Origin of the sequence: Palleniella intestinalis (genome assembly GCF_013166595.1) — a bacterium.
GTDB lineage: Bacteria > Bacteroidota > Bacteroidia > Bacteroidales > Bacteroidaceae > Prevotella > Prevotella intestinalis.
This window is the reverse complement of record NZ_JABKKG010000003.1, coordinates 1-24,546: the sequence shown is the minus strand read 5'-3', so window position 1 is coordinate 24,546 and position 24,546 is coordinate 1. Positions and strand designations below refer to the sequence as shown.

Here is a 24,546-nt window from a genome sequence, read left to right as displayed (position 1 = left end):
ATTCAATTGTTTTTTGATATATTCTTGTTTTTAGTCAAGAATTTCTTGGTGGAGTGTTAGATTTTAGGTATATTTGCATTTTAGAATTGTTAGTCAATGTTAGGTCAAAATACAATGGAAGATGGCGCGAAAGATTAATCCGAGGCATTTCATACATGCGATACCGATGTTCAGGTATGCGTTGCTGTTATTATTTGGCGTGGTTCTTGCGGAGAGTTGTCTTTCTGCGCTTGGAGTGCGGGAGTGGCTGGTTTTGCTGTGCTGTTTGGTAGGTTTGGCGTTGGTTGTCAATAAGCGTCATGAGATGGCAAGCAGTGTGTTGATATTGCTTGCGATTGTGATGCTTGGCGGTTTGCGTTACAGTTTTCATGCAAAAAATGCTTGGGTTGTGGAGGAAGACATCCGTTGTGAGATAGAGTTGGTTGTGGCAAGTGAGCCGATAAGGAGGGGAAAGGTTGTGCAATTTGATGGAATTGTGGCAGGAACTGTGGAAGTGGGGAATGCGTGTGGGGCACGATGGAATTTGGAGAGTAGGAAGTTGCGTGTCTCTTTGTTGCGTGACACGATAACAAAGCGATATGAGGGATTGCATATAGGGCGGTCGGTTCTTGCCGATGTGGACGTAACTCCGTTGCAGGATTGGCATAGAATGAACGGCAATTTCGACTATATACGTTGGCAGACTATGCGTGGCATTGTCGGCAGAGGTTTTGTAGGTATAGGAAAGTGGGAGTTTTCAGAGGATTGTTTGTCAGCTTTAGGCTTTTGGGACAGGATAAAGCTAAAGGCGTTGGTATGGCGTCAGGAACTTTTGGAAAAGATAAACGAGGCAGGAATAAGCGGTGATGCGTATGCTGTGCTTACAGCGATGGCGTTGGGAAACAAGAGTGGGCTTACGCCGGAGCTAAGGGAAGAATACAGCATGTCCGGCGCATCGCATATATTAGCGTTGTCCGGCATGCATTTGTCAATAATATATATGCTGCTGATATATTTCTTTCCGCGCAGGAATATATGGAACAAACTATGCGTGTTGGGAGTGCTTTGGGGCTATGTTGTTTTTGTCGGGATGCCCATATCAGTAGTCAGGGCAGCTTCAATGCTGACGATATGGGAAATGGTTTGGCTTATGGGCAGAGACCAGAAGCATTTAAATGTCTTTGGTCTGACATTGGTAGTTATGATTATGGCGAACCCTGAAAGCCTTTGGGATGTAGGCTTTCAGATGTCGTTTATGGCAGTTTTCGGGATAATTGTTTGCCAGCCATTGGCGGGCAAGTTGATTCCTGTGAGTTTGATGAAAATAAAACCTGTTGACTTGCTCGATCTGCCGTTGTGGAAGCGTGTGCGATACAGGTCGTTGAGGAGTTTGTGGTTTACGGCATGTGTCAGTGTTTCCGCACAATTAGGCACAGTTCCGTTGTCCGCTTACTATTTCAGCAGGGTGTCAATATACTTCCTTCTTACTAATTTTATTGTCATACCATGTGCGACAGTGATAATCTGCGGGGCGTTTATGCTTACGGCGGTTATCATTGTGAATATGGCTGTCGGCGGCGGTTTGACGTTAATGGCAAGGATTGTCGCTGCGGTATTGTCGGCTATTGTCACAACTCAGAATGAGACACTGGGCTTTATTGCGCGTCTGCCGGGCGCAAGTATAGAGGGCGTCCATATCAATGTGGTTCAGGTTTTGGCGTTATACGCTATGGTCTATGCCCTCCTTTTAGTTCTATACCGTCTGGTGCGAGTGAGATGATGTGCTGTTTGTAGAGGTCACCGACAGCGCGTTTGAACACCTTTTTACTTACATGAAACTCATTGTAGATGTCCTCTGCCGGAGATTTGTCTGTGAAAGGGCAGTAGCCGTCGTGATAGAAGAGGTACTCATGAAGGCGTTCCGAGAAATCAAGTGTCTGCTCCCGTCCCTGCTTTTGCAGCATAATGTCAAGTTTTCCGTCAGGGCGTACTGTCGCAACAAAGCCTTTCAGGCGGTCACCCGTATGCAGTTCGCGGAAGATTTGGTTGTCATAGACAAGTCCCTGGAATTTGTTGTCCACAATAACTTTGAAGCCAAGGTCTGTCTTCTGCCACACAAGGATTTTCACTTCGTCATTCTGCTTATATTCCGGGAAATCCTTTGACAGGAATTTCTCAATCTTTGCCGATGCCATGATGCGGTAAGAGTCCTCGTCAACATGGATATGCACGATATAAGACTTGTCCTTTTCCATTCTCTTTTTCTGTTCACGGAAAGGGCAGAACACATCTTTCATCAGTCCCCAGTCGAGGAATGCGCCATGTTCGTTGGTCCATGCCACGTTGAGGAATGCGAAATCCCCCACCATGGCACGTGGTTTCTGCGTTGTGGCGATAGGGCGTTCGTCTTGGTCAAGATAGATAAAGACCTCCAGTTCGTCACCCACCTTTGTGCCTTTCGGCACGTAACGTGTAGGGAGCAGTATATCGCCGGTTGGTCCGCCGTCAAGATATAGTCCGAAATCAACCTTGCGGCTTACTGTCATTCGGTTCATTTTGCCAAGATAAAGTGCCATGTGCGTATGTATTTTTAGTTTTAAGTGTGAGTTTTTTACTAATGAAAGAATGTGTGTATTACGGCTCTACGGTCTGTTCCTCTCCTTTTCTCGTATCGTCGACTATCATTCCGTCGCGCATGTGTATAGTGCGGTCGGTCAGTTCGGCGAGCGATTCATCGTGAGTGACGATGACGAAAGTCTGTCCGAGACGGTCACGCAGTTCAAAGAACAGCTGATGAAGTTCGGACTTGTTTTTGGAGTCCAGAGAGCCGGAAGGTTCGTCAGCAAGCACAACAGACGGGTCATTGACAAGTGCGCGAGCCACAGCCACACGCTGTTTCTCGCCTCCTGACAGTTCCGCCGGCTTATGGTTCACACGGTCAGACAGCCCCAACATGTCAAGCAGCGACAGCGCCTTCTCCTTTGCCTGGCGTCGTGATGCTCCGGAAATAAGAGCCGGAATCATAACATTCTCCATAGCCGAGAACTCCGGCAGCAACTGGTGGAACTGGAAAACGAAGCCAATATGCTTGTTGCGGAAGTCTGCCAGTTTGCCGCTTGACAGGTTTGTTATCTCCTGTCCGTCAATGGTTATCGAGCCATTGCCAGGCTTGTCGAGCGTTCCGATAATCTGCAGCAGTGTTGTCTTTCCCGCTCCCGATGGTCCGACTATGCTTACCACTTCACCTTTGTTTATGGTGAGGCTGATGCCTTTGAGCACTTCGAGAGAGCCAAAGCTCTTTTTTATGTTTGAGATTGTTATCATAATGTGTCCGTTTTTTGTTATAGGTAAGTCCGAGGACTATTTTCTTGTCAGCAGTTTGCGTAGCATGTCATAAGCCGAGCTCTGCTCTGTATGCTGTGCATTTGTAAATGTCATAAGGTCAGATTTGCCATATTGATCAGGGAATATAATCATTGTGTTGTGTCCCTTGAAATGAGAGGACAGCTCATCCGGCAGCCTGTCCATCGCATTCTTATAGGAAATTGTTCCTTGTCGTGCTGTTATGATGACGAACATGTCCTCATCGGTGATTTGTGAGGCAAGAGTCGGCAGATGGTTCCAATGCTCCATTTCGGAGTACTGTGCTCTCACACTGGTGTGGTAAGTGTTGATATATTCCGTTATATGCTGCAATGTGTCATGTCGTCCATGGAACACAATCCTGCAGTTAAGGTTTCCGGCCATTCTTGCAAGACGCTCCACCCAGCGGTGGAAGCCGGGCTCGAACTCTGCACGTGACGGCACAGCTACCTGCAGGCGGTGCAATGTCGACAGCGGTTGTACGCATCTGGTGATTATAATCTGTCGGTTCAGTCCGTTGAAAAGGCTTTGTGCGAACTCACCCCAGAAACGTGTTGTGATTTCTTGGTGGATATGCAGTCCCATGATAATCTCTGAAGCGTCAAACTCACGGAAAGCATGCTTGATGCCGTTGGCTATGTTTGTCGCAAGCCTCACTTGCGTCTGCACTCTCACATCTGCGGCAGCAGCTGTCTTTGTGATATGCGCCAGCAGTTCCTGTCCCTGCTTTTGGTTATATGCGGCACGGTCATCGTCATAGACAACGTTAAGGGCGATGATGCCACGGTTGAGTTTCCTATTGCGCATGAGCATGGCAAGGCTTAGGAGTGTGTCGCATGTCTCAGGATATTTCACAGGAATCAGAATCTTCTCGTCATCACCCTCCTGTCGTTCCACTATGCGGTGTCGCTTGTCCTGTATGACAATCTGCTTTGATGCCTGCTCTGTTACAATGGTGCTTATGACACAAGTAAAAAGAATCATCATCACCACACCGTTCAGGGATGTGTTGTCCATGAGATATTCTCCCGTGCCAACCTCCATCTTCATTCCCACCATAACCATAGCTATTGCTCCGGCTGCATGGGCAGAAGTCAGTCCGAACATCATGTTGCCGGCCGACCATGGCATGCGGAATGCAAGGCAGGATGCATAAGCCGCAATGGCTTTTCCGAGGGTGCCGAAGACAACCATAATGAAAATTACCAACAGAATGTTGCCGCCTTCAAACATCACACTGACATCAATCAGCATTCCCACGCCGATGAGGAAATACGGAATGAATAGGGCATTGCCGATAAACTCGATGCGGTTCATGAGAGGAGAGACATTCGGAATGAAGCGGTTAAGCACCAACCCGGAATAGAACGCTCCGAAAATCCCCTCCAACCCTACGAGACTTGCCATTACAGCAGAAGAGCTAAGTACAGCAATCACAAATATGAACTGCATCACAGCGTCTGAGTAACGGCGCAGAAAATAGACAGTAATCCAACGGATTGCATAATAAGCTGCAGCACAGTATGCTACGAATTTAGCAAGGAAGAGAATCCAAAACAGAGGGTCACCGGCGTTACCTTGGTATGCGCTTGTCAACGCAGCAAGGACAATGAGCGACAGCAGAAGTGAGAGCATGGAAGCACCTACGGAGAGTGTCACGACCTTGCGTCTCTGTATGCCGTATCGTCCTACGATAGGGTAAGCTATCAGGGTGCACGATGACATTATGCATCCTAACAGGAGTGCGGACATCGGGCTGTAATCAAGATACGCCACCGAGGTGAAATAGGTCAGCACAAACGGGATTATGAAGGACAGTAAGCCGAAGATGAGCACACGGCGCGCATTCTTCTTCAGTCCTTCCGTGTCCATTTCGAGACCTGCAAGGAACATTATATAATATAGTCCGATATTGCCGAATATCTCGAACGACTCGCCCCGCACGATGATGTTCAGGCCATATTTGCCGATAGCGACACCTGCAAGCACCATACCGATGATGTGCGGCACGCGCAACTTTCCCATGATAATCGGCGCAAGGAGGATTATAAGCATCACGGTGAGGAATATCATCGTGGGGTCTGTTATCGGAAAATATTGTGTCAGGTAAGGCATTGGCATTCGTGAGATTATCAATCGGGAAAGCCTGTAGAGGAGAAATTCTTGTCTCTGCCGTTTCCTCCGCTTCCCATAAGTGTCTGTATTATCAGGTTGTTGCAGTCATTACTGCTTTTTCTTGTCATTGTCGGCGCGTGCCCTTGATTTCGTCACAAGCCATACACCTGAGAACACGAGCGTTATGGCAAGCACGTGAGACCATTGCATCACGGCAAGTCCGAGTATCAATGAAAAAACTACCGAGACTATAGGCTGCACGTAATTATACACAGAAACCACCGTAGGGCGCAGCGTCCGCTGTCCTATCATGGTGCAGATATATCCCAAATATGTTCCGAAGAGCACAACATACCCGGTCTCCAGCCATGTTTTTGTCGGCACATTCGCCCAATCTATCGCAGCGACATGAGGGAAAGAGAACGGCAGGATGAACAGTGTGGCATAGAGAAACATCCACTTGTTTGTAGTGAAAACACTGTATCGCTTTATCAATGGATTGAAAAGCGAGAGGTAAAGCGCGAAGGAGAACTGTGCTCCGAGTGCGAGAAGGTCTCCACGTATGTCACCGACCTTGTCGCTTACCGCGCTTGCCGAGGTGAGGATAAGTATCAGTGCGCCGGAACATCCCATAAGCACGCCCAATGCCTTCTTGCCGGTTATCGGCTCTTTGAGTATCAGAGCGGAAAGAATCATGGCGAAAATCGGCATCGAGGTCGTCACGATACTTGCGTTGATAGGCGACGTGATGGACAGTCCGAGTGTGTACAAGCACTGATTGGTGACGATGCCGAAGAGGCCTGCGCCTGCGAACATCAGCTTGTCCTTCACCGGAACATGCTCATGCTTGACAAAAAGCGATGTCAGCCAGAACAGCAGTGCACCTCCTGCGACACGGAAAGAGACCATGTCAATGCCGTCGATGCCGTGGGTCATGGCGTCTTTGCCCAACGGAGCCATAAGCCCCCAGAAAGCACATGCCATGAACATGGACAAATGGGCAATTATGTGTGTGCGAGTGTCTTTTGTCACAATAAAATATGCAATAAAGTTTAATTTCTGTGCAAAATTACAAAAGATTCAGGAAAAAGTTGTATATTTGCCACATAAAAAATCTGAAATCTATGGAAAAATACGTTGAATACATTTGCCAAGTGGAGATTCCCCGACTTTGGGGAGGACGCAAGCATATCCTGTGGACTCTTGACCCCGAGGTCAATGTCCTTAGTGGTGCCAACGGCATAGGCAAGAGCACAATCCTGCGGCATGTCATCAGTGGGGTGAAGACTCTTACAAAGGATTCGGCAGGTGGTGTCATCCTGAAGACATATCCTGAGGACGCCACACTGCTGAAGTTCGACATTATCTCTACGCCTGACGTGCGCAGTGAGTTCGACATTAATCTTAATGAATTGCAGGAACGCATAGTCCATTATCCGCATAACAGCCGTTGGGCTCTTTTCTGTGACATTGTCGATGAACTTTTCGCAGCGACAGGGAAGACAATCAACCGCAGTGCGGACAGGGTAGAGCTGATACAATGGGGGGAGGCTCTGGATCTCTGCCTGCTCAGCAGTGGGGAAAAGCAGATGCTCATCATACTCATGACAGTGCTCCTGGAGGACGGCGACCATACAATCCTTTGCATGGACGAGCCGGAAGTCTCGCTGCATGTCGAATGGCAGCAGGTGCTGATAGAGACAATACGCCGCCTGAATCCCAATGCTCAGATAATCATGAGCACCCATTCGCCTGCAATAATCATGAACGGGTGGCTTGACAAAGTGACAGAAGTGAGCGACATCACCGTCTGTGGCAGTGCTTCCGGCAATGCGTGAGACAGTCTGTTGCAATGTTGCTTGTTTAGGAGAATCTTTACACGAGACTTGTGAGAATAACCCAACACATATCATCCAAATACATGACCGCCACCAATGCGTTGCGGTCCAAGGATGCCAGGCATAGGATTGTTGCCTATGTCGAGAGCTATGACGACATACTTTTCTGGCGTACCGTCCTCAGCCGGTTTGAGAACGGCAAGCGTTACTTTGAAATCATGTTGCCTACAAAGGCGCGCAACGGCAAGGATGTCCTTGGCAGAGGCAAGAGGACGGCTCTCCAAAGCATACTGCAGAACACGGGGAAGGACATGATTGCCTGTGTCGATGCCGATTATGACTACTTGATGCAGGGTATGACGGAGAGCTCGCAGATGATGCTCGGCACGCCTTATGTGTTCCACACCATGGCATACGCCATAGAGAATCTTCTGTGCTATGCCGGCGGATTGCATAATGTCTGCGTCATGGCAACGCTCAACGACCATAGGATTTTTGATTTCGAGGCTTTCCTGCGCGAATACTCCGAGGCGATATGGCCCTTGTTCTCCTGGTCTGTGACCTTGTACAGGAAGAGCCGTTTCGATGTGATGACAATAACGGACATGAACAATGTCATAGCGACCGGGACACTGAAAATGGGCAATGCCTCTTATCTTGTCGGCAGATTGCGTGCAAGATGCCAGCAGCGTGTTAACATTTTGCGCAACTCCTATCCGGACTTGGCTAAGGAAGTGCCACGCGTGAGGGAGGACTTGAAGCGGCTCGGTGTCACTCCCGGCACAGTTTATCTGTACATCCACGGCCACCACCTTTTGGACAAGGTTGTGGAACCTCTTGTCAAGAATGTGTGCGACAGCCTTATAAGGGAGCGTGAGCGTGAGATTCACAACCAGGCGCAGCACCATACTCAGATGAACAACGAGATGTCGTGCTATACAAATTCGCTTGAGAACATCTCTTCCATGCTTAAGAAGAATACGGGCTATATTGGCTCTCCTGTATTCCAACAGATAATCCGACAGTTTGAAGAGGTGTTTGAACGAAATCCCCTTACGTAATCGCCTGGAAAACAGTGAATAACGATGGGCGTGGCAAAGTGTTACCTTTTACAGTGTAAAGCGTAACACTTTATATGGTAAAAGGTAACCTTTCGCATTGTGAAAGGTTACCTTTTGTTTTGCGAAGTATAATATGTGAAAATATAACCTGTTGCTTTTATCTTTAAGATTCGTCAAAAAAAAGTTCCGGAATCTGTTGGAAAATCAAAATAAAGCATTATCTTTGCAGTAAATTGATTAATCCATAAATATGGAAAGTTTGGGCAACATGTGTTTTTTACTAATGAAGGAGATTGTTGAATGAAACATAGCTTAAGTATTTTATTATTAACAATGCTTTTCATGACAGCATTATCAAGTTGTGAAAAAAAAGAAATTCTAAATCATAAAGCTGTCTATGGAGAAGCGGTTATAAATAATAAAGGTTTATTACAATACACAACAATTGGTGAAGGTGTTTCTAATAAATACTGGTTTCTTCCATTAGGGCTTGATAACAATTTTATAGTTAAAGAGGGCGTATGCTACTTTCAAATGTTTCTACGGGATAGTGAAGAAAAGGATTCTGAGAATTTTTGGCTGATCCTGATAGGATGCCATACTGATGAGAATTTTCCTGTCATTGGCAAGGAATATAAGATTGTTGTCTTGAATCAAGTTGATTTGGGCAATATATATAACTCTTTCTATTGGAGTGGAGAACTTAGAGATTTTTATTTGGAAAACTCCGAATTTGAGTCTTATGGCATCGCTGGCTTAAGCATACCTCCTTCACATGATGAATTTATACCATTAGATGGATCATTGCAATTTCTGAAAGGAGATTCAAAGGTTGGGGAATATACAATTTCATACAATCTTAAAAATGATGATAATACTGCTGGTGAGACATACCGTATTATAGGTAGATTTACTGGTAAACTAAAAGTTATTAATTGAAAAAGAAGACTATAAAGTTAACGTGAGTTCGACGAATTTGCAGCTACCTGTTGAAACAAGAAGATGTCATCAAAGCACCGTGAAACGGTGGCTCTTCGGTAACCGCGTATGGAGGCGTAGCCTACATGCGCGGTTGTCACTCACAAGTGATTCTGCACCGTAAAACGGTGCCTCACCCTGAAGAGCCGCTATTTTGCCTGTTTAGATACTGTGAGGCACCGTCTTACGGTGCTGTCGGAGTGCCTATATTACCCGGCATGCTGCTTGGGGCAGCATACCGAGTTAACAAAGAGCCACCGTTTCACGGTGTTTTGATAGCGTTTTTCTTCATTTTGCCGGATGGTTGCAAATTCGTCGAACTCACATTAAAGTTATTGTTTCTTTTTTGCTTTTTGTTTTGAATATTCGTCAAAAACGATTCTGAATGTGTTGGAAAACAAAAGGGGTGGCGTGTGACTCTGTTTTCCATTACATATCCCTGTTTATACTCCAATGATGTTTGGATTTCGATGTCAAATTTATTATCTTTGCACCGTGAATTTCGATATGGCAAAAGGCTGTATTGCAATTCGCAGTGTTCTTTAACATGCTTACATATTATTATATATGGTGTTTCGTAATTTGGTGCTTTGATGGTAGTTTCGTATGGCATTGGTAAAAACAAAAATGCCATTACAAGAAATATCTTCTAATAATGGCATTTGCTGTATGCTTTATTTCAACTTTTTGGGCCAATGTTTCACGAGAGTGATGTCAAACACAAGGGTGCTGAATGCAGGGATGCTTCCCGATGTTCCTGAGCCGTAACCCAGTTGTTGTGGGATGTACACCCTCCAACGGTCACCGTCGCGCATGTTGAGCAGTGCTGTTGTGAACCCGTCAATGAACGATCCTGTGACTCCTTTGTATGGATTCATGAGTGCAAGGTCATAGTCTCCGGCCCATGAGGAGTCAAACTGGTAGCCGAGGATTGTGCCGTCGTCCATCGTTGTCTGGTAGGAGTCGGATGGCATGAGGTAGCCACGGTAGTGGATTCTTACAGAGTCTGTCTGGATAGGACTTCCTGTTCCAGTGCCGTTTGTGAGCTTTTCCACGGCGATAAAGTCAGTCGGGACTTTTGTTCCGGGTATTTTTGAGTAGCAGCGCACTGTGTCGACATTGGTCACTCCGGCAGCTTTCTTTGCCAGAATGTCGGCATATTTGTCCATGAAATATGCTTCGTTGCGGTTCTGCCAGTCAGCGAACTCTGTGTTCTCATCGTCAGTCTCACTGCATGATGACAGCAGTGAGACTGCGATGAACAGCATGAAATATAATGTTTTTTTCATTAAGCGTTTGCTTATTTCAGGTTTTTGAGAAGGCTTGAGATGCTTACCTTGTCCTCGATGATGCTGCGGAGGTCTGCAATGTTGACACGCTCCTGCTCCATGGAGTCACGGTGGCGGAGTGTCACAGTGTTGTCCTCAAGGGTCTGGTGGTCAACGGTCACGCAGTAAGGAGTGCCGATAGCGTCCTGACGGCGGTAGCGCTTGCCAATCTGGTCCTTCTCCTCGTACTGGCAGTTGAAGTGGAACTTGAGGTCGTTGATAATCTCGCGCGCCTTGTCAGGAAGGCCGTCCTTCTTTGTGAGAGGGAACACAGCGAGCTTCACAGGTGCGAGAGCTGCCGGGAGGTGGAGTACTGTACGTGTCTCACCGTTCTCGAGTTTCTCCTCCTCATAAGAGTGGCACATCACTGAAAGGAACATACGGTCAACACCGATAGATGTCTCGATGACATACGGAGTGAATCTCTCGTTTGTCTCCGGGTCGAAGTATTCAATCTTCTTGCCTGAGAATTTCGCATGCTGTGAGAGGTCGAAGTTTGTGCGTGAGTGGATGCCCTCAACCTCCTTGAAGCCGAATGGCATGTGGAACTCTACGTCTGTCGCTGCGTTGGCGTAGTGGGCGAGCTTGTCATGGTCGTGGAAACGGTAGTTCTCTGCGCCGAATCCTAGAGCCTGATGCCATGCCATGCGGCGCTCTTTCCACTCCTTGAACCAGTCAAGTTCTGTGCCCGGCTTAACGAAGAACTGCATCTCCATCTGCTCGAACTCGCGCATACGGAAGACAAACTGGCGTGCGACAATCTCGTTACGGAACGCCTTGCCTATCTGTGCGATACCGAATGGCAGCTTCATGCGCCCTGTCTTCTGCACGTTGAGGTAGTTCACGAAGATGCCCTGTGCTGTCTCCGGACGGAGATAGATGGTTGATGCACCTTCCGCAGCGGCACCCATTTCTGTCTTGAACATGAGGTTGAACTGGCGAACGTCTGTCCAGTTGCGTGTGCCGGAGATAGGGCATGCAATCTCCTCATCGATGATTATCTGCTTCATGCCTTCGAGGTCAATGCCTCCTTCGGCATTCATGACTGTCTGGTAGCGCTCGTGCAGTGCGTCACGCTTTGCGAGAAGCTCGGCAACCTTTGGTGATGTGGCGCGGTACTGCTCCTCGTCGAAATTCTCCTTGAAGCGCTTGCGGGCTTTCTCTACCTCTTTCTCCACCTTCTCCTCATACTTTGCAATCTGGTCTTCGATAAGGACATCGGCGCGATAGCGCTTCTTTGAGTCCTTGTTGTCTATGAGAGGATCGTTGAAAGCGTCAACGTGTCCTGACGCCTTCCATATTGTAGGGTGCATGAAGATAGCGGAGTCGATGCCCACAATGTTCTCATGCAGGAGCACCATGTACTGCCACCAGTACTGCTTGATATTGTTTTTCAGCTCCACACCGTTCTGACCGTAGTCGTAGACAGCGCCGAGTCCGTCATAAATCTCTGATGATGGGAATACAAAGCCATATTCTTTACAGTGGCTTACTATTTTTTTGAAAACATCTTCCTGTGCCATATTTATGCTTTAGTTTTAATTTACAATCTGTTGCGAAGATAATACAATCCGAATGCAAAGTTAATGCTTTTTTCCCGAATAGCGTTACCTTTTTGCTTTTTTTATAAATAATGTATAGATAATTACCGGTGCTCCGAAGATAGGAGTAATGGCATTGACCGGTATGATGAGGTTTTCGGGCAGTACGCAGACCATGTTGCACGCCACGCTTATGGCTGCTCCGCAGAGCATGGTGGCTGGGAGCAGTGCCTTATGGTTGGATGTTCCGGTGATGAATCGTGCGATGTGCGGCACGGCAAGTCCTACGAATGCTATCGGGCCGCAGAATGCAGTGCTTGCAGCAGTAAGGATGCCTGTGGCGAGGAATGTCACCCAGCGTGTCCTGCGGACATTGATTCCGAGGCTTTGCGCATAGTCCTCACCGATAAGAATAGCATTGAGTTGCTTCACGAGTGTTATGGAAATCAGGATTCCGATGCCGCAACACAGTGCGAAGGTGGGCAGTTGTTGCAGACTGACATCACTGAAACTGCCCATGCCCCAAAACACGAAGGCCTGGACATTGTCGGCACTTGCGAAGAAATTGCATAGTGAGACAACAGAAGAGGTGAGGTAGCTTACCATTATTCCCACAATGAGTAGTGTCATGTTGCTTCTGACAACGGCAGCTATCGCAATGAGTAATGCGATTATGACCATAGCTCCTCCGAATGCCGCTGTCACTACGGAGAGGACACCGCCGCCAAGGAGGGTGACAATAGCGACGCCCAATGACGCTCCGCTCGATATGCCGAGGATTGACGGACCGGCAAGAGGATTCCTGAAAGTTGTCTGCAGGAGCAGTCCGGAGGTTGCCAATGACGCTCCGCAAAGCAGTGCTGTTATGGTCTGGGGGATGCGTGATTCGAGTATGATGTATGTCCAGCTGTCTTTTTCTGCCTGTCCTCCGGTGAGCACATCGATCACTTGTCCGGCAGGAATTTCGACAGAGCCGAAGAGCAGGCTTGCCAAGGAAAGGGCAGCAAGCAATGCGATGCAAAGGGTTATTCTAAGCATTTGTAATATCTCATTGAGTAATCTTTGAGCACCTCAGGGTGGAAAATTTTGATGTAGTCTCTAAGCAGAAGGTTTGGCTGGAATGGCGTTTCCTCGTAGTACATGGTCTTTCCGAGTTCGCAAGTGTAGATGTTCTTGTTCTTGAACGCACTCATCCTTGCATAGTTAGTCCATTCTTTAGCCAGCAGAGGGTAGGACAAGGTTTCCGCCTGGTTGTACTTTATGAGCCATATTTGTGCCTGCTGTGCCTTGTCAAAAACGACTTCGGGTGAATAAGGAAGTGCTCCAGACGCCTCTTCTCCTTTGAAAATGTAGTCCGCACCTGCATCTGCAAGCATCCGGCCTACGGTGCTGTTTCCTCCAGCCACATACCATGCAGAGCCGTATTTCTTCTCAGTGACCACGGTAGGGCGTTTCTTTCCTTTCACAAGACTTTTCAGTTGGTTGTAGTCTTTCTCTATTTCTGCAAACAAGCTGTCCGCCTCCGCCTGCTTGCCAAAGAGCATTCCATAGAATCGCATCCACTCCGCGCTGCCGAGAGGGTGGTTTTCCATGTAGTCGGCGCATTCGATAAGAGGAATGCCGAGTTTGCCCAGCTTGCCGTAAGAGCCGCTGTCCTCATAAGGGGAGAGGAGGATGGCGTCCGGTGCGGTGTCGATTATTTTCTCAATGTTTGGTGACAAGCTCGAACCACAGTCCTTGATGCAGCCTTTCTCCGCGTCAGCATGAATCTTTGCCAAGTTCATGAAGTTTAGGTCGCAGACGCCGCAGACACTCTTATATGCGCCAAGTTTGTCGATAAGGCTGACATGTACGGAGCCTGAGAATACGCTGTGTGTCAGCGGAATGCCAACGATGTCTCCGGTAGGCAGATGCTCCGGCAGTTCCTTTTCGCGGCCTTTAGGCACGAGAAGGTAGCGGTGGAGAATCTTTGTCGTGTCCCATGGGTTCTTTATTTCCGCAAGGACGAAGCCTTCCCCCTCATGAAGAGTGAGCAGACGGGCATATTTCATGCTGATGACCTCTGCTCCTTCAAGAGAGTCAGCGGTGCCTCCTCCCCCACAAGAAGTGAGGCAGGCAAGCACCGCTGCTATGATTGCGATAAGATGTTTAGTTCTGGACATATTTGATGTTTGGAATAACATAAGTAGGACCGACACCGCACTGGAATGTTTTGAGATGGTTTCCTGTCAAGGTGTTTGCAAAAGCATCCGCGTTAAGTCCATATACAGCACAGAATCCATAGTCTTGATACTGCGGTATTCCTGCATTTTTAGAGAGGCAAGTGATGTACACCAATCCGGAAACAGGGTCAAGGGAGATTTTGTTTGGCTCCAAATGGCTGATGTCTCTGCCGTCTGTTAGCATGTTCTTTCTTCCGCTTGAGATGTTATATGCGAAAAATTCCGCTGTCCCTGTGGAAGGGTATGAATGTGGGTTGTTTATGCCCAAAATAACATTTCCACTGATACACATCTCTGTTGCAGCAAGAACCAAAATGGAATTCTTTCCTTTCAGCTCATAGATGCCGTAATCTTTCTGTGTATGTGGTTCCTTGTCATCATAAGTTCCAGAGTCAAGATAGAAGATTCGTCCCATAGTAGTCTGCACGTCCACAACATTTTTCATCTCTGGGGTCTTGATTTCCTCATGAGTGCCGGTAGCAAGGTTTATCTTTGAGATAGAAGAGTTGCCCTGTGCATAATTAGAGTTTGCAACATAGAGGTAGCCATCGGCTATTGCCAAACCTTCAGAATAGCTTCCGCAGTCATAGGTCTTGGTGATGGTGTTGTTGGTGGAATTGATGACAAAGATTTTCTTTTCGAAAGTTGAGACGAACAGTTCGTTGTTGCTTACAACGATATGCCGTGGCTTGAATGTTTCTCCGTCATGTTCAAGCCTTATTCTGTCGACTTCCACCATTGAAGTCTTGTCTGCGACAAAGATTGTCTTTTCGTCTGTTCCTACGATGTAGATTCTGTTCCCGCAGATGGCTGCATCGTTGATGGTGCCTTTGAGACCGGTGCCATTAGCAGAATAGTAAATGTCCTGGTTCATTGTCCATTGGTTTATGTCGGCGTAGTTGTAGGTGAGATAGCCGATAGAACCATTAACGTTGCCAAAATTGCCTTCTTGGACAATAAATACTCCTTCAGTGAGGTAGTAAGGACCAGGCTCGTAATCATAGTCCGAGCCTGTGTTGCAGGCTGTCAGTGCGAAGACAGCTGTCAAAAGATAGAAAAATTTCTTCATGTTTGTTTATTTGTTTTTATTAATTATGTTTACAACGTATATTTCACAGTGAACTGCCAGCTGCGTTGCGGCATGGGATAGTTCCGCACTATCTCGTACTGCTTGCCGAAGATGTTCTTCACGTCCAGTTGCAGTTGCAGGGAACCTTTTGGCAGGCGTATGTCACGCCATGCGGTGATGCCCCAATCGCTGTATGCGTCAAGCATTGTTGTCGGCAGGTGATTGTTTGTCGCCCAGCGTTCGGTGACCATTGTTCCGTTAAAGGACAGGTTTGTCCAAGGATTTTCCCATGCAATGGAGACACTGCCCATATGTTCTGGAGTGTAGGCTATCTGCAGATTGTAGTATGGCGACTCCTTGTCGGTGCGGTCTCTGATAGACTGTGCTGTGTAGTTTCCCGCAAAGGTAAGTGTGTGAAGCCTTCCCAGTCGCTGCGTGATGTTTGCCGTAAGGTCAAGTCCGAGTGTCCGCACACGCCCCATATTGATGTTTGTCCAGATGAACATGTTGAACGGTATTGCCACGATTTTGTCCTTGACATGGTTGAAATAGCCGTCGGCGGTGACGCTGAACTCACTTCCTCTGCCGTATTTGTGCCGCCATGTTATGCCGAGATTGAACTGGTTCGTCCTTTCCGGTTGCAAGGTTGTGCTGCCATAATGCTTGTAATAAAGCTCGTTGAACGAAGGAGCACGGAATATGTCCTTATACGAAGCACGCAGGAAAAGTTCCTCTTCGGGGAGGAGTTGCAGGTTGAGTGACACGGACGGCGACAGATGTTTGATGTCCGGAGCGCTTGCCCCCTCTGACGCTCCATTATAATATAAGGAGTAAATCAGCCTTGCCATGGCAGAAAATCTGCCGTAGGAATATTTCCCGGTGGCACTCTGCAGGATGGTGTGGCGCAACGGGTCGCGGTAGGTCTCAACATCACTGCCCGTGAAATTGTTGAAGGAATAGTCGGCAGAGTAGTCGAATGCCCATCTCTCGGTAGGAGTGTAGAGCAGGCAGACCGATGTGTACGCCTCACGCTGCCGGTACTTATGGTCCATGATGTTGTCAAGATACCCGGGGTCTTTGTAGTCGCTCATCGCATAACTGAACCTTGCTGCATAAGCCAGACGCAGTTTCTCTGTGAAGGAGGTCCTCCAACCCATCTGTGCTATGGCGTTCTGCTCACGCAGAGTTTCCTTGTTGTCGTTCACATAATAGTGGACGACTCCCGGCAACTGACGGCTGTTGTCATAGTAGTACAGCTTCATTGTCAGTTGGTTCCTGCTGTCAGGACGGTAAGCGAGGTTTAGCTCTCCATGTCCGGATTTCATGCGGCTGTTCTGCCTTCTGCCATGCGTTGTCTCTATGCCGTTAACAAGAGTGTATGGATAATCGTTGTCCGTATATATGTATTCTCCGGCAGCACTTATCCCGAATTTCCTTGTCAGATTCTTCTCTATGCGCAGGAAAGGGCTCACATAGCCCCACGAACCGGTGCGCAGTTGCGCTGTCAGGTGAGTGTTGAGGTCTTCCGACGGCATGCGGTGCGTCCTGATGTTCAGCACGGCAGGTGACGCAACGTTCCTCACAGGCTGGAAAATGTCCTCATTGTCTCCCACTGTCAGCGACAGTCCCGAGACATTGTCAATGGAATAGCGTGAGACATCAATCTCCCCGCTTTGGCAGTCGCTCAGCGATATGCCGTCATAGACGACCGCTGTATGCTGCGCTCCGAATCCCCTGACGCTTACAGTCTTCATTCCTCCTGCACCACCATAGTCACGGAGGGTGACTCCGGGCATTTTGTTCAGCGCACTGCTGATGTCTGTCACGCCGAGTTTGCTGAAATCGGCAGTTGCAATGGAATATTCCGGAGCTGTGCTGCGCACATCGCGCCCACGGTATGTTGACACGACATTGACAGTGCCCAACGTGTCTTCCTTTGCAATTCCTGTATCCTGTTGCGCTGCAGCATTGCCGCAGACCGTTATGCCTGCCAGCAGTGATGCCAGCGGTTTTAGTGGTTTCATCCCTTTCCTCGTATTGTTGAACATTGGTTTCGGCCATAGCCCCTAACCCACGAGCGGGCTGCAGCCCCTGATGGAAATGGCATGTCTTCTGACTTTCTCCTCCGCATTCCCCTTCCCGGCATCTGCACAAAGAGTGGTTGCCAGTGGTTTATGGAAAGCGGCAATAACAGAGATTACAGCAGCGGGACTGTTCAGGACTTTCACCTGATTCCATTGCAAAATCCGCCACAAAGATACATACTTTCCTTGAATTATGCAAGAAAACATTGTTAAATGAACGTTTGGGCTTGTATTTTGGATAGGTTGTAGTGTCGTGGCTGTAAATGCGAGGTTGGTCAAAATGTTGCCAAAGCGGATTGCCTGCTTGCAAAATGTTACCTTCCATTATGTCATTTACCGTGTTAAATGCTTTTATGTCGGTAAATTTCCTTATGGCTTATGACAGTTAAGGGCGGTTGGAGAGTTTTGAAACACCTTACTTATCCTCAGATGCGTATTAATTTGTCAAGTTCTTTTGCCGTTATTACTAAAATTCGTTGTCTTAATAATAAAAATTACAAATCGCTTGTGTATGTGAGAAAATAATTGTAAATTTGCAACAGAATTAGGTAAAAAGGTGTAAAATTGAAACTTTGAAAGATAAATGAGCGATAGACTTTACATATTTGATACTACTTTGCGTGACGGCGAGCAGGTGCCGGGCTGCCAACTCAACACCGTTGAGAAAATCCAAGTGGCAAGGCAGCTTGAGACATTGGGAGTTGATGTCATTGAGGCGGGATTCCCGGTTTCCAGTCCGGGTGATTTCAACAGTGTTATAGAAATCAGTAAGGCTGTCACATGGCCTACGATATGTGCGCTGACACGTGCTGTGCAGAAGGACATCGATGTCGCTGCCGAGGCTTTGCAGTATGCCAAGCGCAAGCGCATACATACCGGTATCGGCACATCGCCTTCACATATTAAATATAAGTTTAACAGCACTCCGGAGGAAATCATCGAGAGGGCTGTCGCTGCCGTGAAGTATGCGAAGAGGTATGTGGAGGATGTGGAATTCTATGCGGAGGACGCGGGACGCACTGACAATGAGTATCTTGCGCGTGTCATCGACGCTGTGACAAAGGCAGGCGCGACAGTCTGCAACATCCCTGATACGACGGGATTCCGACTGCCAGGAGAATATCAGGAGAAGATAAAGTATCTCTATGAGCACGTTGATGCTTTCTCTGCAGGCAAGGCAATCCTTTCCACCCATTGCCATAACGACCTCGGAATGGCCACCGCAAACACTGTTGCAGGTGTGCTTGGAGGCGCGCGACAAGTGGAGGTGACAATCAACGGCATAGGTGAGCGGGCCGGCAACACATCGCTTGAGGAGGTTGCCATGACGTTCAAGACTCATCCGGAGCTTGGCATAGAGACCAACATCAACACGACAAAGATTTATCCGACATCGCGCATGGTCTCCTCTCTGATGAACATGCCGGTGCAGCCTAACAAGGCGGTGGTGGGAAGAAACGCTTTCGCCCATTCTTCGGGCATACATCAGGACGGTGTTTTGAAGAATGTCTCCACGTATGAGATTATGGACCCGAAGGATGTGGGCATCGATGACAATGCCATTGTCCTTACCGCGCGTTCCGGCCGTGCCGCCTTGAAGCACCGTCTTCAGGTCAACGGTGTGGAGCTTGACGGCGAGCGATTGGACAAGGTCTATGCCGAATTCCTGAAACTTGCCGACAAGAAGAAGGAGGTGAACGATGATGACATCCTTGTCCTTGCAGGTGCTGACCGTGCCAATGCCCATGCTGTAAGGCTTGATTTCCTTCAGGTTACGACGGGAATGGATGCAAAATCAAAGTGTGTTGCTTCCATCGGACTTGACATCAGCGGACAGAAGTTTGAGGCTTGTTCTACGGGCAACGGCCCTGTCGATGCCGCGATTAGGGCGATGAAGAAGATTATCATGAAGGAGATGGTGCTGAAGGAGTTCACCATACAGGCAATCTCGAAAGGCTCTGATGATGTCGGCAAGGTACACATGCAGGTGGAATACGACGGCCATGTCTACTACGGATTCGGTGCGGACACTGATGTCGTGAAGGCTTCCGTTGAGGCTTACATCGATTGTGTGAATAAGTTCAAGTAAAAATATTGTCAGTATTATCAATATTGACAGAACCGACAACATTAACCAAAACAAACAGGCAGTATGCGTGCCACTCTGCCTGCAGGACAAGAAAATCAAGCGAAATGAAGAAGGTCTATAAATCCAAGGTCGATGCATGGCTTGTCATTATCATATCAGGACTCACTTTGATTCCTATGGCATCGATGCTGTATTCCGGTTTCTCAGTTGTTCTCTTTTGCATAGTCATTGCCATATTAGTCTGTATAATGACAATGTTGTTTGGCATAAGATATATAATTGACGGAAAGGATTTGGTTGTCCAATGTGGATTTCTCTTTTCGGAAAGATTCCATATCGATTACATTCTGTCTATAACATTAACGCATACCATGCTGTCTTCCCCTGCTGCCTCATTGGACAGGCTTGAGCTGAAGTTTCGCAATGGTTCGGTGGTCATATCGCCTAAGGATAAAATCAGCTTCATAAAAGACATACAAGGGATATGCTCTCATGAAATAAATATATCATTATATGGGAAAAACATTATTTGACAAGATTTGGGACGCACACGTCGTACAGAACGTGGAAGACGGCCCTACACAGCTTTATATAGACCGCCTCTACGCTCATGAGGTGACATCGCCACAGGCTTTTGACACTCTGCGCGACAAAGGCATAAAGGTTTTTCGTCCCGACCATGTCGTGGCAATGCCTGACCATAACACTCCTTCCGACCAACAGGAGCGCATCGACGACCCGGTGGGCAGGAAACAGGTGGAGGCACTTGCCGCAAACTGTGCGGAGTTCGGCATCAGACACTTCGCAATGGGCACAAAGGATAATGGCATCATCCACGTTGTCGGTCCGGAGAAGGCTCTCTCACTTCCGGGAATGACAATCGTCTGCGGTGACTCCCACACTTCCACCCACGGCGCAGTGGGAGCTATTGCCATGGGCATCGGCACAAGTGAGGTGGCGCAAGTGCTTGCCTCACAGTGCATCCTGCAGTCAAAGCCTAAAACAATGCGCATCAATGTGGAGGGAGAACTGCCGGAAGGCACAACGGCAAAGGATGTGGCACTGTACATCATGGCACAGATGACAACCTCCGGAGCGACAGGTTATGCCGTGGAATATGCCGGTTCGACAATCCGCAACATGTCCATGGAAGGTCGCCTGACCTTGTCCAACCTCTCCATAGAAATGGGTTCGCGCGCCGGACTCATAGCTCCTGACGAGACAACATTTGCTTATCTGAAAGGGCGCGAGTACGCTCCGAAGGGCGAAGAGTGGGAGAGTGCCGTAAGCAAATGGAAAGAGTTGTACTCGGACGATGACGCAGTGTTCGACAAAGAGGTTACATATAAGGCGGAGGACATCGCTCCGCGCATAACTTACGGCACAAATCCTGGTGCGGGAATCGCCATAGACGAGTGCATTCCTTCGCTTGAAATGATAGCCGAAGAGGAGCGCGAACAGTTCCTTGGCATGCTCGACTACATGCAGTTCCAACCGGGACAGAAGCTGGAGGGCACACCTGTCGACTATTGTTTCCTCGGCGCTTGCACCAACGGTCGTATAGAGGATTTCCGCGCTTTTGCCTCTGTGGTGAAAGGAAAGAAGAAGGCTGAGAATGTCGTGGCATGGCTTGTGCCTGGCTCATGGCTTGTTCGCCGGCAGATAATCGATGAGGGTATTGATAAAATCCTTGAGGAAGCGGGCTTTGAACTGCGTCTGCCTTCATGCTCAAGCTGCCTTGCCATGAATCCGGACAAGGTGCCTGCAGGCAAACTTTCAATCTCAACTTCCAACCGAAATTTCGTCGGCCGTCAGGGTCCCGGTGCACGCACAGTGCTTGCATCGCCGCTTGTTGTCGCAGCATCTGCCATCACTGGCGTGATAACCGACCCACGGAAATTGTAAATAAAAGTTTTTGAGAGGATTGTGATGCAACATGATGCAACATTTTTCATCATGTTGCATCACGAAATTTCTCCAACTCACAACAACAACCATTTATGGCAAAGCAAAAATTCAACATAATTCAGAGCACTTGCATCCCTGTCGCAATAGACAATTGCAATACAGACCTTATCATCCCTGCGCGCTACCTCGCAAGCACAACGCGTGACCCGAAGTTCTTCGGTGACGCTTTCATGCACGACTTGCGCTATGACGCTGACGGAAACGTAGTTGAGGATTTCGTGATGAACAAGCCGGAATTCTCTGAAGCTCCTCATGAGGGCTGCCACGAGATCATTGTCGGCGGACAGAACTGGGGCTCCGGTTCAAGCCGTGAACATGCGGCATGGGCAATCGCCGGCTATGGCGTCCGTGTGGTGATTTCGTCTTCTTTTGCCGACATCCACCGTAACAATCTCCTCAACTGCTTCGTCCTTCCGGTCATTGTCACAAAGGAGTTCCAGCAGGAGCTGTTTGACACAATCGCCGCAAATCCGCAGGCGGAGGTCAAGGTCGATGTGCCTAATCAGACGGTGACAAACCTCACGACAGGCAATTCCGAGCATTTCGAGATAAATTCCTATAAGAAATATTGTCTTGAGAATGCTTATGACGACATCGATTTCCTGCTGTCGAACACGGACAAGATAGAGAACTTTGAGAAGAAATGATGTCTGTCAGGATTAACTAATATTTGTTCATCGGTTTGTGAATAGGAATTTCATAGAAATAATGGACTCTACGCTCCGCGATGGCGAGCAGACCAGCGGAGTCTCTTTCGTGCCACATGAGAAACTTATGGTGGCACGGATGCTTCTCAGGGATGTCAATGTCGACCGCATTGAAGTAGCGTCGGCACGAGTTTCCGACGGCGAAAAGACTGCTGTGGCAATGATATGCCGTTATGCGCAGATGACCAATGCCCTTGGCAGGGTGGAGGTTCTCGGCTTTGTCGACGGCGGAAGGTCTGTCGATTGGATAGCTGATTGTGGCGGAAAGGTCATCAACCTTCTGTCAAAAGGCTCGCTGAAGCATTGCATGCAGCAGCTTGGAAAGACGGCGGCAGAACATATTCTTGACATCCGTCGTGAGGTTGAGTATGCCCATTCCAAAGGTTTGGAGGTCAATCTGTACCTTGAAGATTGGTCAAACGGTATGAAAGATTCGCCGGACTATGTGTTTCAAATGATGGAAGGGCTGAAGGACTGCGGCATCAGGCGCTTCATGCTGCCAGACACATTGGGAGTTCTTAACCCTATGCAGGTGATGGAATTCTTCCGCACAATGCTTGAACGTTATCCCGAAACACATTTCGATTTCCATGCGCATAATGATTATGACCTCGCCGTAGCCAACAGTTTGGCAGCAGTGCTGACAGGAGCAGCCGGTCTGCATGTCACGGTCAACGGGCTTGGCGAGCGTTGCGGAAACGCACCACTCAGTTCGGTGCAGGTGATTATGCGCGACCAACTGGGAGTGAAGACAAGCATTTGCGAGGACAGGCTCAATGAAATTTCGCGCCTTGTGGAGTCGTATTCCGGTATCTCTGTCGCACCAAACCAGCCTATTGTGGGAGAGAATGTCTTCACACAGGTGGCTGGAGTCCATGCCGATGGTGACAATAAGGACCGCCTTTATTGCAATGACCTGACACCGGAACGCTTCGGAAGAAAGCGCGAATATGCTCTTGGAAAAGCCTCCGGCAAGGCGAACATCGAGATGAACCTTCAGGAACTTGGACTTGAACTTGAGCCGGAACAGATACGGCAGATAACGAAACGTATAACGGAACTTGGTGACCGTAAGGCGGTTGTCACTCAAGAAGATCTGCCGTTCATCGTCTCCGATGTGCTGAAACACACTGCCCACGAGGAAGAGGATAAGGTGAAGCTACTCGGCTATATGGTCAGTTTGGCTTATGGCATAAAGCCTTTGGCGTCGCTAAAGGTGAGCATCAATGGTCAGGAATTCACGGGCGAAGCCACCGGCGACGGCCAGTATGACGCTTTCGTGAAGGCACTGCGCCGCATCTATCGCGACAAACTCGGCCACTCATTGCCCGACCTTCTCAACTATGCCGTCACCATTCCTCCCGGCGGCCGTACCGATGCCCTTGTGCAGACAGTCATCACGTGGCAGGATGAGAACCGCATCTTCCGCACCCGCGCCCTCGATGCCGACCAGACACAGGCTGCCATAAACGCAACAATCAAGATGCTTAACCAAATCGAGAACTCAATATAGCCATCTACTTGTAATGTGATGTCCAAACTGCTGTTTATCAGTGTTTTGCAATAGGTAACCTTTTGCCATATAAAAGGTTACCTATTATTATTTAAACCATAACCTTTTATTGCCTAAACTGTTACCTTTCGTTAAGGAAAAGATTATTTTTTTCTTTTTACTCCAAAGAGAATGTATTCGAGTGTTGAGGTTAAGCTCAATATATTGCTGATTATCAGGCATATCCCTATAACTGTTAGGCTGAGTGATAAAGATATGTAGAACTCAATTGCATTATTGTCTGTTTCGGCAAAGAATCTTCCGTTTCTTTATGTTTCCCCTCCATTTCCCCCTCCATTTTTCCCCTCCACCTCATGCCTTTTCATGCTTCCTCCCGTTGTATCATGCTGTATCAATATACCCTTCCTCTATAATATATTATAATGTGTGCCCCTCCGTATTCGTTAATTTAAATCAACGAAAGGCGCAAAAAATGCCTTTTCCTGTAAAAAATCCCTCGGAATTCTTGCGAGATTGGTGAAAAAGCTATACCTTTGCACTCGCTTTTGAAAAACGCCTCCCTGCGAGGCAGCTGAGAAAGCGGTTCTTTGAAAGATTTGCAATACAGACAAGTAGTACAAGAGAAGCGACTTTCACCCTTCCTGATGAAGGGGCAATGAAAGTCAGGGTACAAGAAAGAAACCGTCAATCC

General features: G+C 48.0%; 19 protein-coding genes and 1 riboswitch. Of the genes, 9 read left to right on the top strand and 10 right to left on the bottom strand.

Going from position 1 to position 24,546, the window contains the following annotated elements; genetic code table 11:
* The first annotated feature begins 121 nt into the window (after positions 1–121).
* Positions 122–1,759, top strand: coding sequence for a ComEC/Rec2 family competence protein (locus tag HPS57_RS04760; RefSeq protein ID WP_172180727.1), 1,638 nt, complete (start codon positions 122–124; stop codon positions 1,757–1,759).
* Here HPS57_RS04760 and HPS57_RS04755 read toward each other — a convergent pair.
* The 4 genes from HPS57_RS04755 to HPS57_RS04740 all read right to left on the bottom strand — a co-directional run bounded on the left by HPS57_RS04755 (position 1,707) and on the right by HPS57_RS04740 (position 6,447).
* A complete protein-coding gene (locus tag HPS57_RS04755) occupies positions 1,707–2,555 on the bottom strand; it encodes a CvfB family protein (protein WP_172180725.1) in 849 nt (282 codons plus the stop codon). The two genes, HPS57_RS04760 and HPS57_RS04755, sit on opposite strands and share 53 nt — an antisense overlap.
* Positions 2,556–2,613: 58 nt before the next feature.
* Positions 2,614–3,303 carry an ABC transporter ATP-binding protein gene (locus HPS57_RS04750; protein ID WP_172180723.1) on the bottom strand — a complete coding sequence of 230 codons (690 nt, stop codon included), beginning with the start codon at positions 3,301–3,303 and terminating at the stop codon, positions 2,614–2,616.
* Between the two features lie 36 nt (positions 3,304–3,339).
* Entirely contained in the window at positions 3,340–5,457 is a 2,118-nt protein-coding gene (locus tag HPS57_RS04745; RefSeq protein WP_172180721.1) for a cation:proton antiporter, read from the bottom strand.
* A gap of 108 nt (positions 5,458–5,565) precedes the next feature.
* Complete coding sequence (locus HPS57_RS04740; protein ID WP_172181390.1) at positions 5,566–6,447, bottom strand: DMT family transporter; 882 nt, start codon at positions 6,445–6,447, stop codon at positions 5,566–5,568.
* Between the two features lie 134 nt (positions 6,448–6,581).
* Between HPS57_RS04740 and HPS57_RS04735 the strand changes: the two genes are divergently transcribed.
* The 3 genes from HPS57_RS04735 to HPS57_RS04725 all read left to right on the top strand — a co-directional run bounded on the left by HPS57_RS04735 (position 6,582) and on the right by HPS57_RS04725 (position 9,295).
* A complete protein-coding gene (locus HPS57_RS04735) occupies positions 6,582–7,295 on the top strand; it encodes an AAA family ATPase (protein WP_172180719.1) in 714 nt (237 codons plus the stop codon).
* Between the two features lie 83 nt (positions 7,296–7,378).
* A complete protein-coding gene (locus tag HPS57_RS04730; protein ID WP_172180717.1) occupies positions 7,379–8,356 on the top strand; it encodes a DUF4435 domain-containing protein in 978 nt (325 codons plus the stop codon).
* A gap of 342 nt (positions 8,357–8,698) precedes the next feature.
* Positions 8,699–9,295, top strand: coding sequence for a hypothetical protein (locus HPS57_RS04725; RefSeq protein WP_172180715.1), 597 nt, complete (start codon positions 8,699–8,701; stop codon positions 9,293–9,295).
* 713 nt (positions 9,296–10,008) lie between these two features.
* Here HPS57_RS04725 and bamJ read toward each other — a convergent pair.
* The 6 genes from bamJ to HPS57_RS04695 all read right to left on the bottom strand — a co-directional run bounded on the left by bamJ (position 10,009) and on the right by HPS57_RS04695 (position 17,518).
* The gene (gene bamJ, locus HPS57_RS04720; protein WP_172180713.1) at positions 10,009–10,623 is read right to left on the bottom strand and encodes a BamJ family beta-barrel-assembly machinery protein; all 615 of its coding nucleotides are present in this window, start codon (positions 10,621–10,623) and stop codon (positions 10,009–10,011) included.
* An 11-nt stretch (positions 10,624–10,634) separates the two neighbouring features.
* Complete coding sequence (locus HPS57_RS04715) at positions 10,635–12,185, bottom strand: glycine--tRNA ligase (protein WP_172180711.1); 1,551 nt, start codon at positions 12,183–12,185, stop codon at positions 10,635–10,637.
* 84 nt (positions 12,186–12,269) lie between these two features.
* Complete coding sequence (locus HPS57_RS04710) at positions 12,270–13,241, bottom strand: iron chelate uptake ABC transporter family permease subunit (RefSeq protein WP_172180709.1); 972 nt, start codon at positions 13,239–13,241, stop codon at positions 12,270–12,272.
* A complete protein-coding gene (locus HPS57_RS04705; RefSeq protein ID WP_172180707.1) occupies positions 13,229–14,365 on the bottom strand; it encodes an ABC transporter substrate-binding protein in 1,137 nt (378 codons plus the stop codon). The genes HPS57_RS04710 and HPS57_RS04705 overlap by 13 nt, the downstream gene beginning before the upstream one ends.
* On the bottom strand, positions 14,352–15,494 hold the full coding sequence (locus HPS57_RS04700; protein WP_172180705.1) for a DUF5074 domain-containing protein: 1,143 nt from the start codon (positions 15,492–15,494) through the stop codon (positions 14,352–14,354). The genes HPS57_RS04705 and HPS57_RS04700 overlap by 14 nt, the downstream gene beginning before the upstream one ends.
* A gap of 29 nt (positions 15,495–15,523) precedes the next feature.
* Positions 15,524–17,518, bottom strand: coding sequence for a TonB-dependent receptor plug domain-containing protein (locus HPS57_RS04695; protein WP_172180703.1), 1,995 nt, complete (start codon positions 17,516–17,518; stop codon positions 15,524–15,526).
* A gap of 61 nt (positions 17,519–17,579) precedes the next feature.
* Positions 17,580–17,776: riboswitch (cobalamin riboswitch) on the bottom strand.
* Positions 17,777–18,161: 385 nt separating this feature from the next.
* On the opposite strand from HPS57_RS04695, the gene HPS57_RS04690 reads away from it, so the two are divergent.
* The 5 genes from HPS57_RS04690 (at position 18,162) to HPS57_RS04670 (ending at position 23,855) form a co-directional block, all read left to right on the top strand.
* Complete coding sequence (locus HPS57_RS04690; protein ID WP_172180701.1) at positions 18,162–19,667, top strand: 2-isopropylmalate synthase; 1,506 nt, start codon at positions 18,162–18,164, stop codon at positions 19,665–19,667.
* Between the two features lie 104 nt (positions 19,668–19,771).
* Positions 19,772–20,200, top strand: coding sequence for a PH domain-containing protein (locus HPS57_RS04685; protein WP_172180699.1), 429 nt, complete (start codon positions 19,772–19,774; stop codon positions 20,198–20,200).
* Positions 20,181–21,572 (top strand): 3-isopropylmalate dehydratase large subunit, encoded by a 1,392-nt coding sequence (leuC, locus tag HPS57_RS04680; RefSeq protein ID WP_172180697.1) that lies wholly within the window; start codon positions 20,181–20,183, stop codon positions 21,570–21,572. Before HPS57_RS04685 ends, leuC begins: the two co-directional genes overlap by 20 nt.
* Positions 21,573–21,667: 95 nt before the next feature.
* Positions 21,668–22,282: a 3-isopropylmalate dehydratase small subunit gene (gene leuD / locus HPS57_RS04675; RefSeq protein ID WP_172180695.1), complete on the top strand. Its 615-nt coding sequence runs from the start codon at positions 21,668–21,670 to the stop codon at positions 22,280–22,282.
* A 61-nt stretch (positions 22,283–22,343) separates the two neighbouring features.
* Positions 22,344–23,855 (top strand): hydroxymethylglutaryl-CoA lyase-like TIM-barrel protein, encoded by a 1,512-nt coding sequence (locus tag HPS57_RS04670; protein WP_172181388.1) that lies wholly within the window; start codon positions 22,344–22,346, stop codon positions 23,853–23,855.
* The last annotated feature ends 691 nt before the right edge of the window (positions 23,856–24,546 follow it).

Coding starts and splice junctions, on each gene's coding strand:
- leuC (WP_172180697.1), top strand. CDS start 20,181: ATGGGAAAAACATTATTTGACAAGATTTGGGACGCACACGTCGTACAG.
- leuD (WP_172180695.1), top strand. CDS start 21,668: ATGGCAAAGCAAAAATTCAACATAATTCAGAGCACTTGCATCCCTGTC.
- HPS57_RS04730 (WP_172180717.1), top strand. CDS start 7,379: ATGACCGCCACCAATGCGTTGCGGTCCAAGGATGCCAGGCATAGGATT.
- HPS57_RS04745 (WP_172180721.1), bottom strand. CDS start 5,457: ATGCCTTACCTGACACAATATTTTCCGATAACAGACCCCACGATGATA.
- HPS57_RS04710 (WP_172180709.1), bottom strand. CDS start 13,241: ATGCTTAGAATAACCCTTTGCATCGCATTGCTTGCTGCCCTTTCCTTG.
- HPS57_RS04725 (WP_172180715.1), top strand. CDS start 8,699: ATGACAGCATTATCAAGTTGTGAAAAAAAAGAAATTCTAAATCATAAA.
- HPS57_RS04735 (WP_172180719.1), top strand. CDS start 6,582: ATGGAAAAATACGTTGAATACATTTGCCAAGTGGAGATTCCCCGACTT.
- HPS57_RS04755 (WP_172180725.1), bottom strand. CDS start 2,555: ATGGCACTTTATCTTGGCAAAATGAACCGAATGACAGTAAGCCGCAAG.
- HPS57_RS04670 (WP_172181388.1), top strand. CDS start 22,344: ATGGACTCTACGCTCCGCGATGGCGAGCAGACCAGCGGAGTCTCTTTC.
- HPS57_RS04685 (WP_172180699.1), top strand. CDS start 19,772: ATGAAGAAGGTCTATAAATCCAAGGTCGATGCATGGCTTGTCATTATC.
- HPS57_RS04750 (WP_172180723.1), bottom strand. CDS start 3,303: ATGATAACAATCTCAAACATAAAAAAGAGCTTTGGCTCTCTCGAAGTG.
- HPS57_RS04760 (WP_172180727.1), top strand. CDS start 122: ATGGCGCGAAAGATTAATCCGAGGCATTTCATACATGCGATACCGATG.
- HPS57_RS04690 (WP_172180701.1), top strand. CDS start 18,162: ATGAGCGATAGACTTTACATATTTGATACTACTTTGCGTGACGGCGAG.
- HPS57_RS04705 (WP_172180707.1), bottom strand. CDS start 14,365: ATGTCCAGAACTAAACATCTTATCGCAATCATAGCAGCGGTGCTTGCC.
- HPS57_RS04695 (WP_172180703.1), bottom strand. CDS start 17,518: ATGAAACCACTAAAACCGCTGGCATCACTGCTGGCAGGCATAACGGTC.
- HPS57_RS04715 (WP_172180711.1), bottom strand. CDS start 12,185: ATGGCACAGGAAGATGTTTTCAAAAAAATAGTAAGCCACTGTAAAGAA.
- HPS57_RS04740 (WP_172181390.1), bottom strand. CDS start 6,447: ATGTTCATGGCATGTGCTTTCTGGGGGCTTATGGCTCCGTTGGGCAAA.
- HPS57_RS04700 (WP_172180705.1), bottom strand. CDS start 15,494: ATGAAGAAATTTTTCTATCTTTTGACAGCTGTCTTCGCACTGACAGCC.
- bamJ (WP_172180713.1), bottom strand. CDS start 10,623: ATGAAAAAAACATTATATTTCATGCTGTTCATCGCAGTCTCACTGCTG.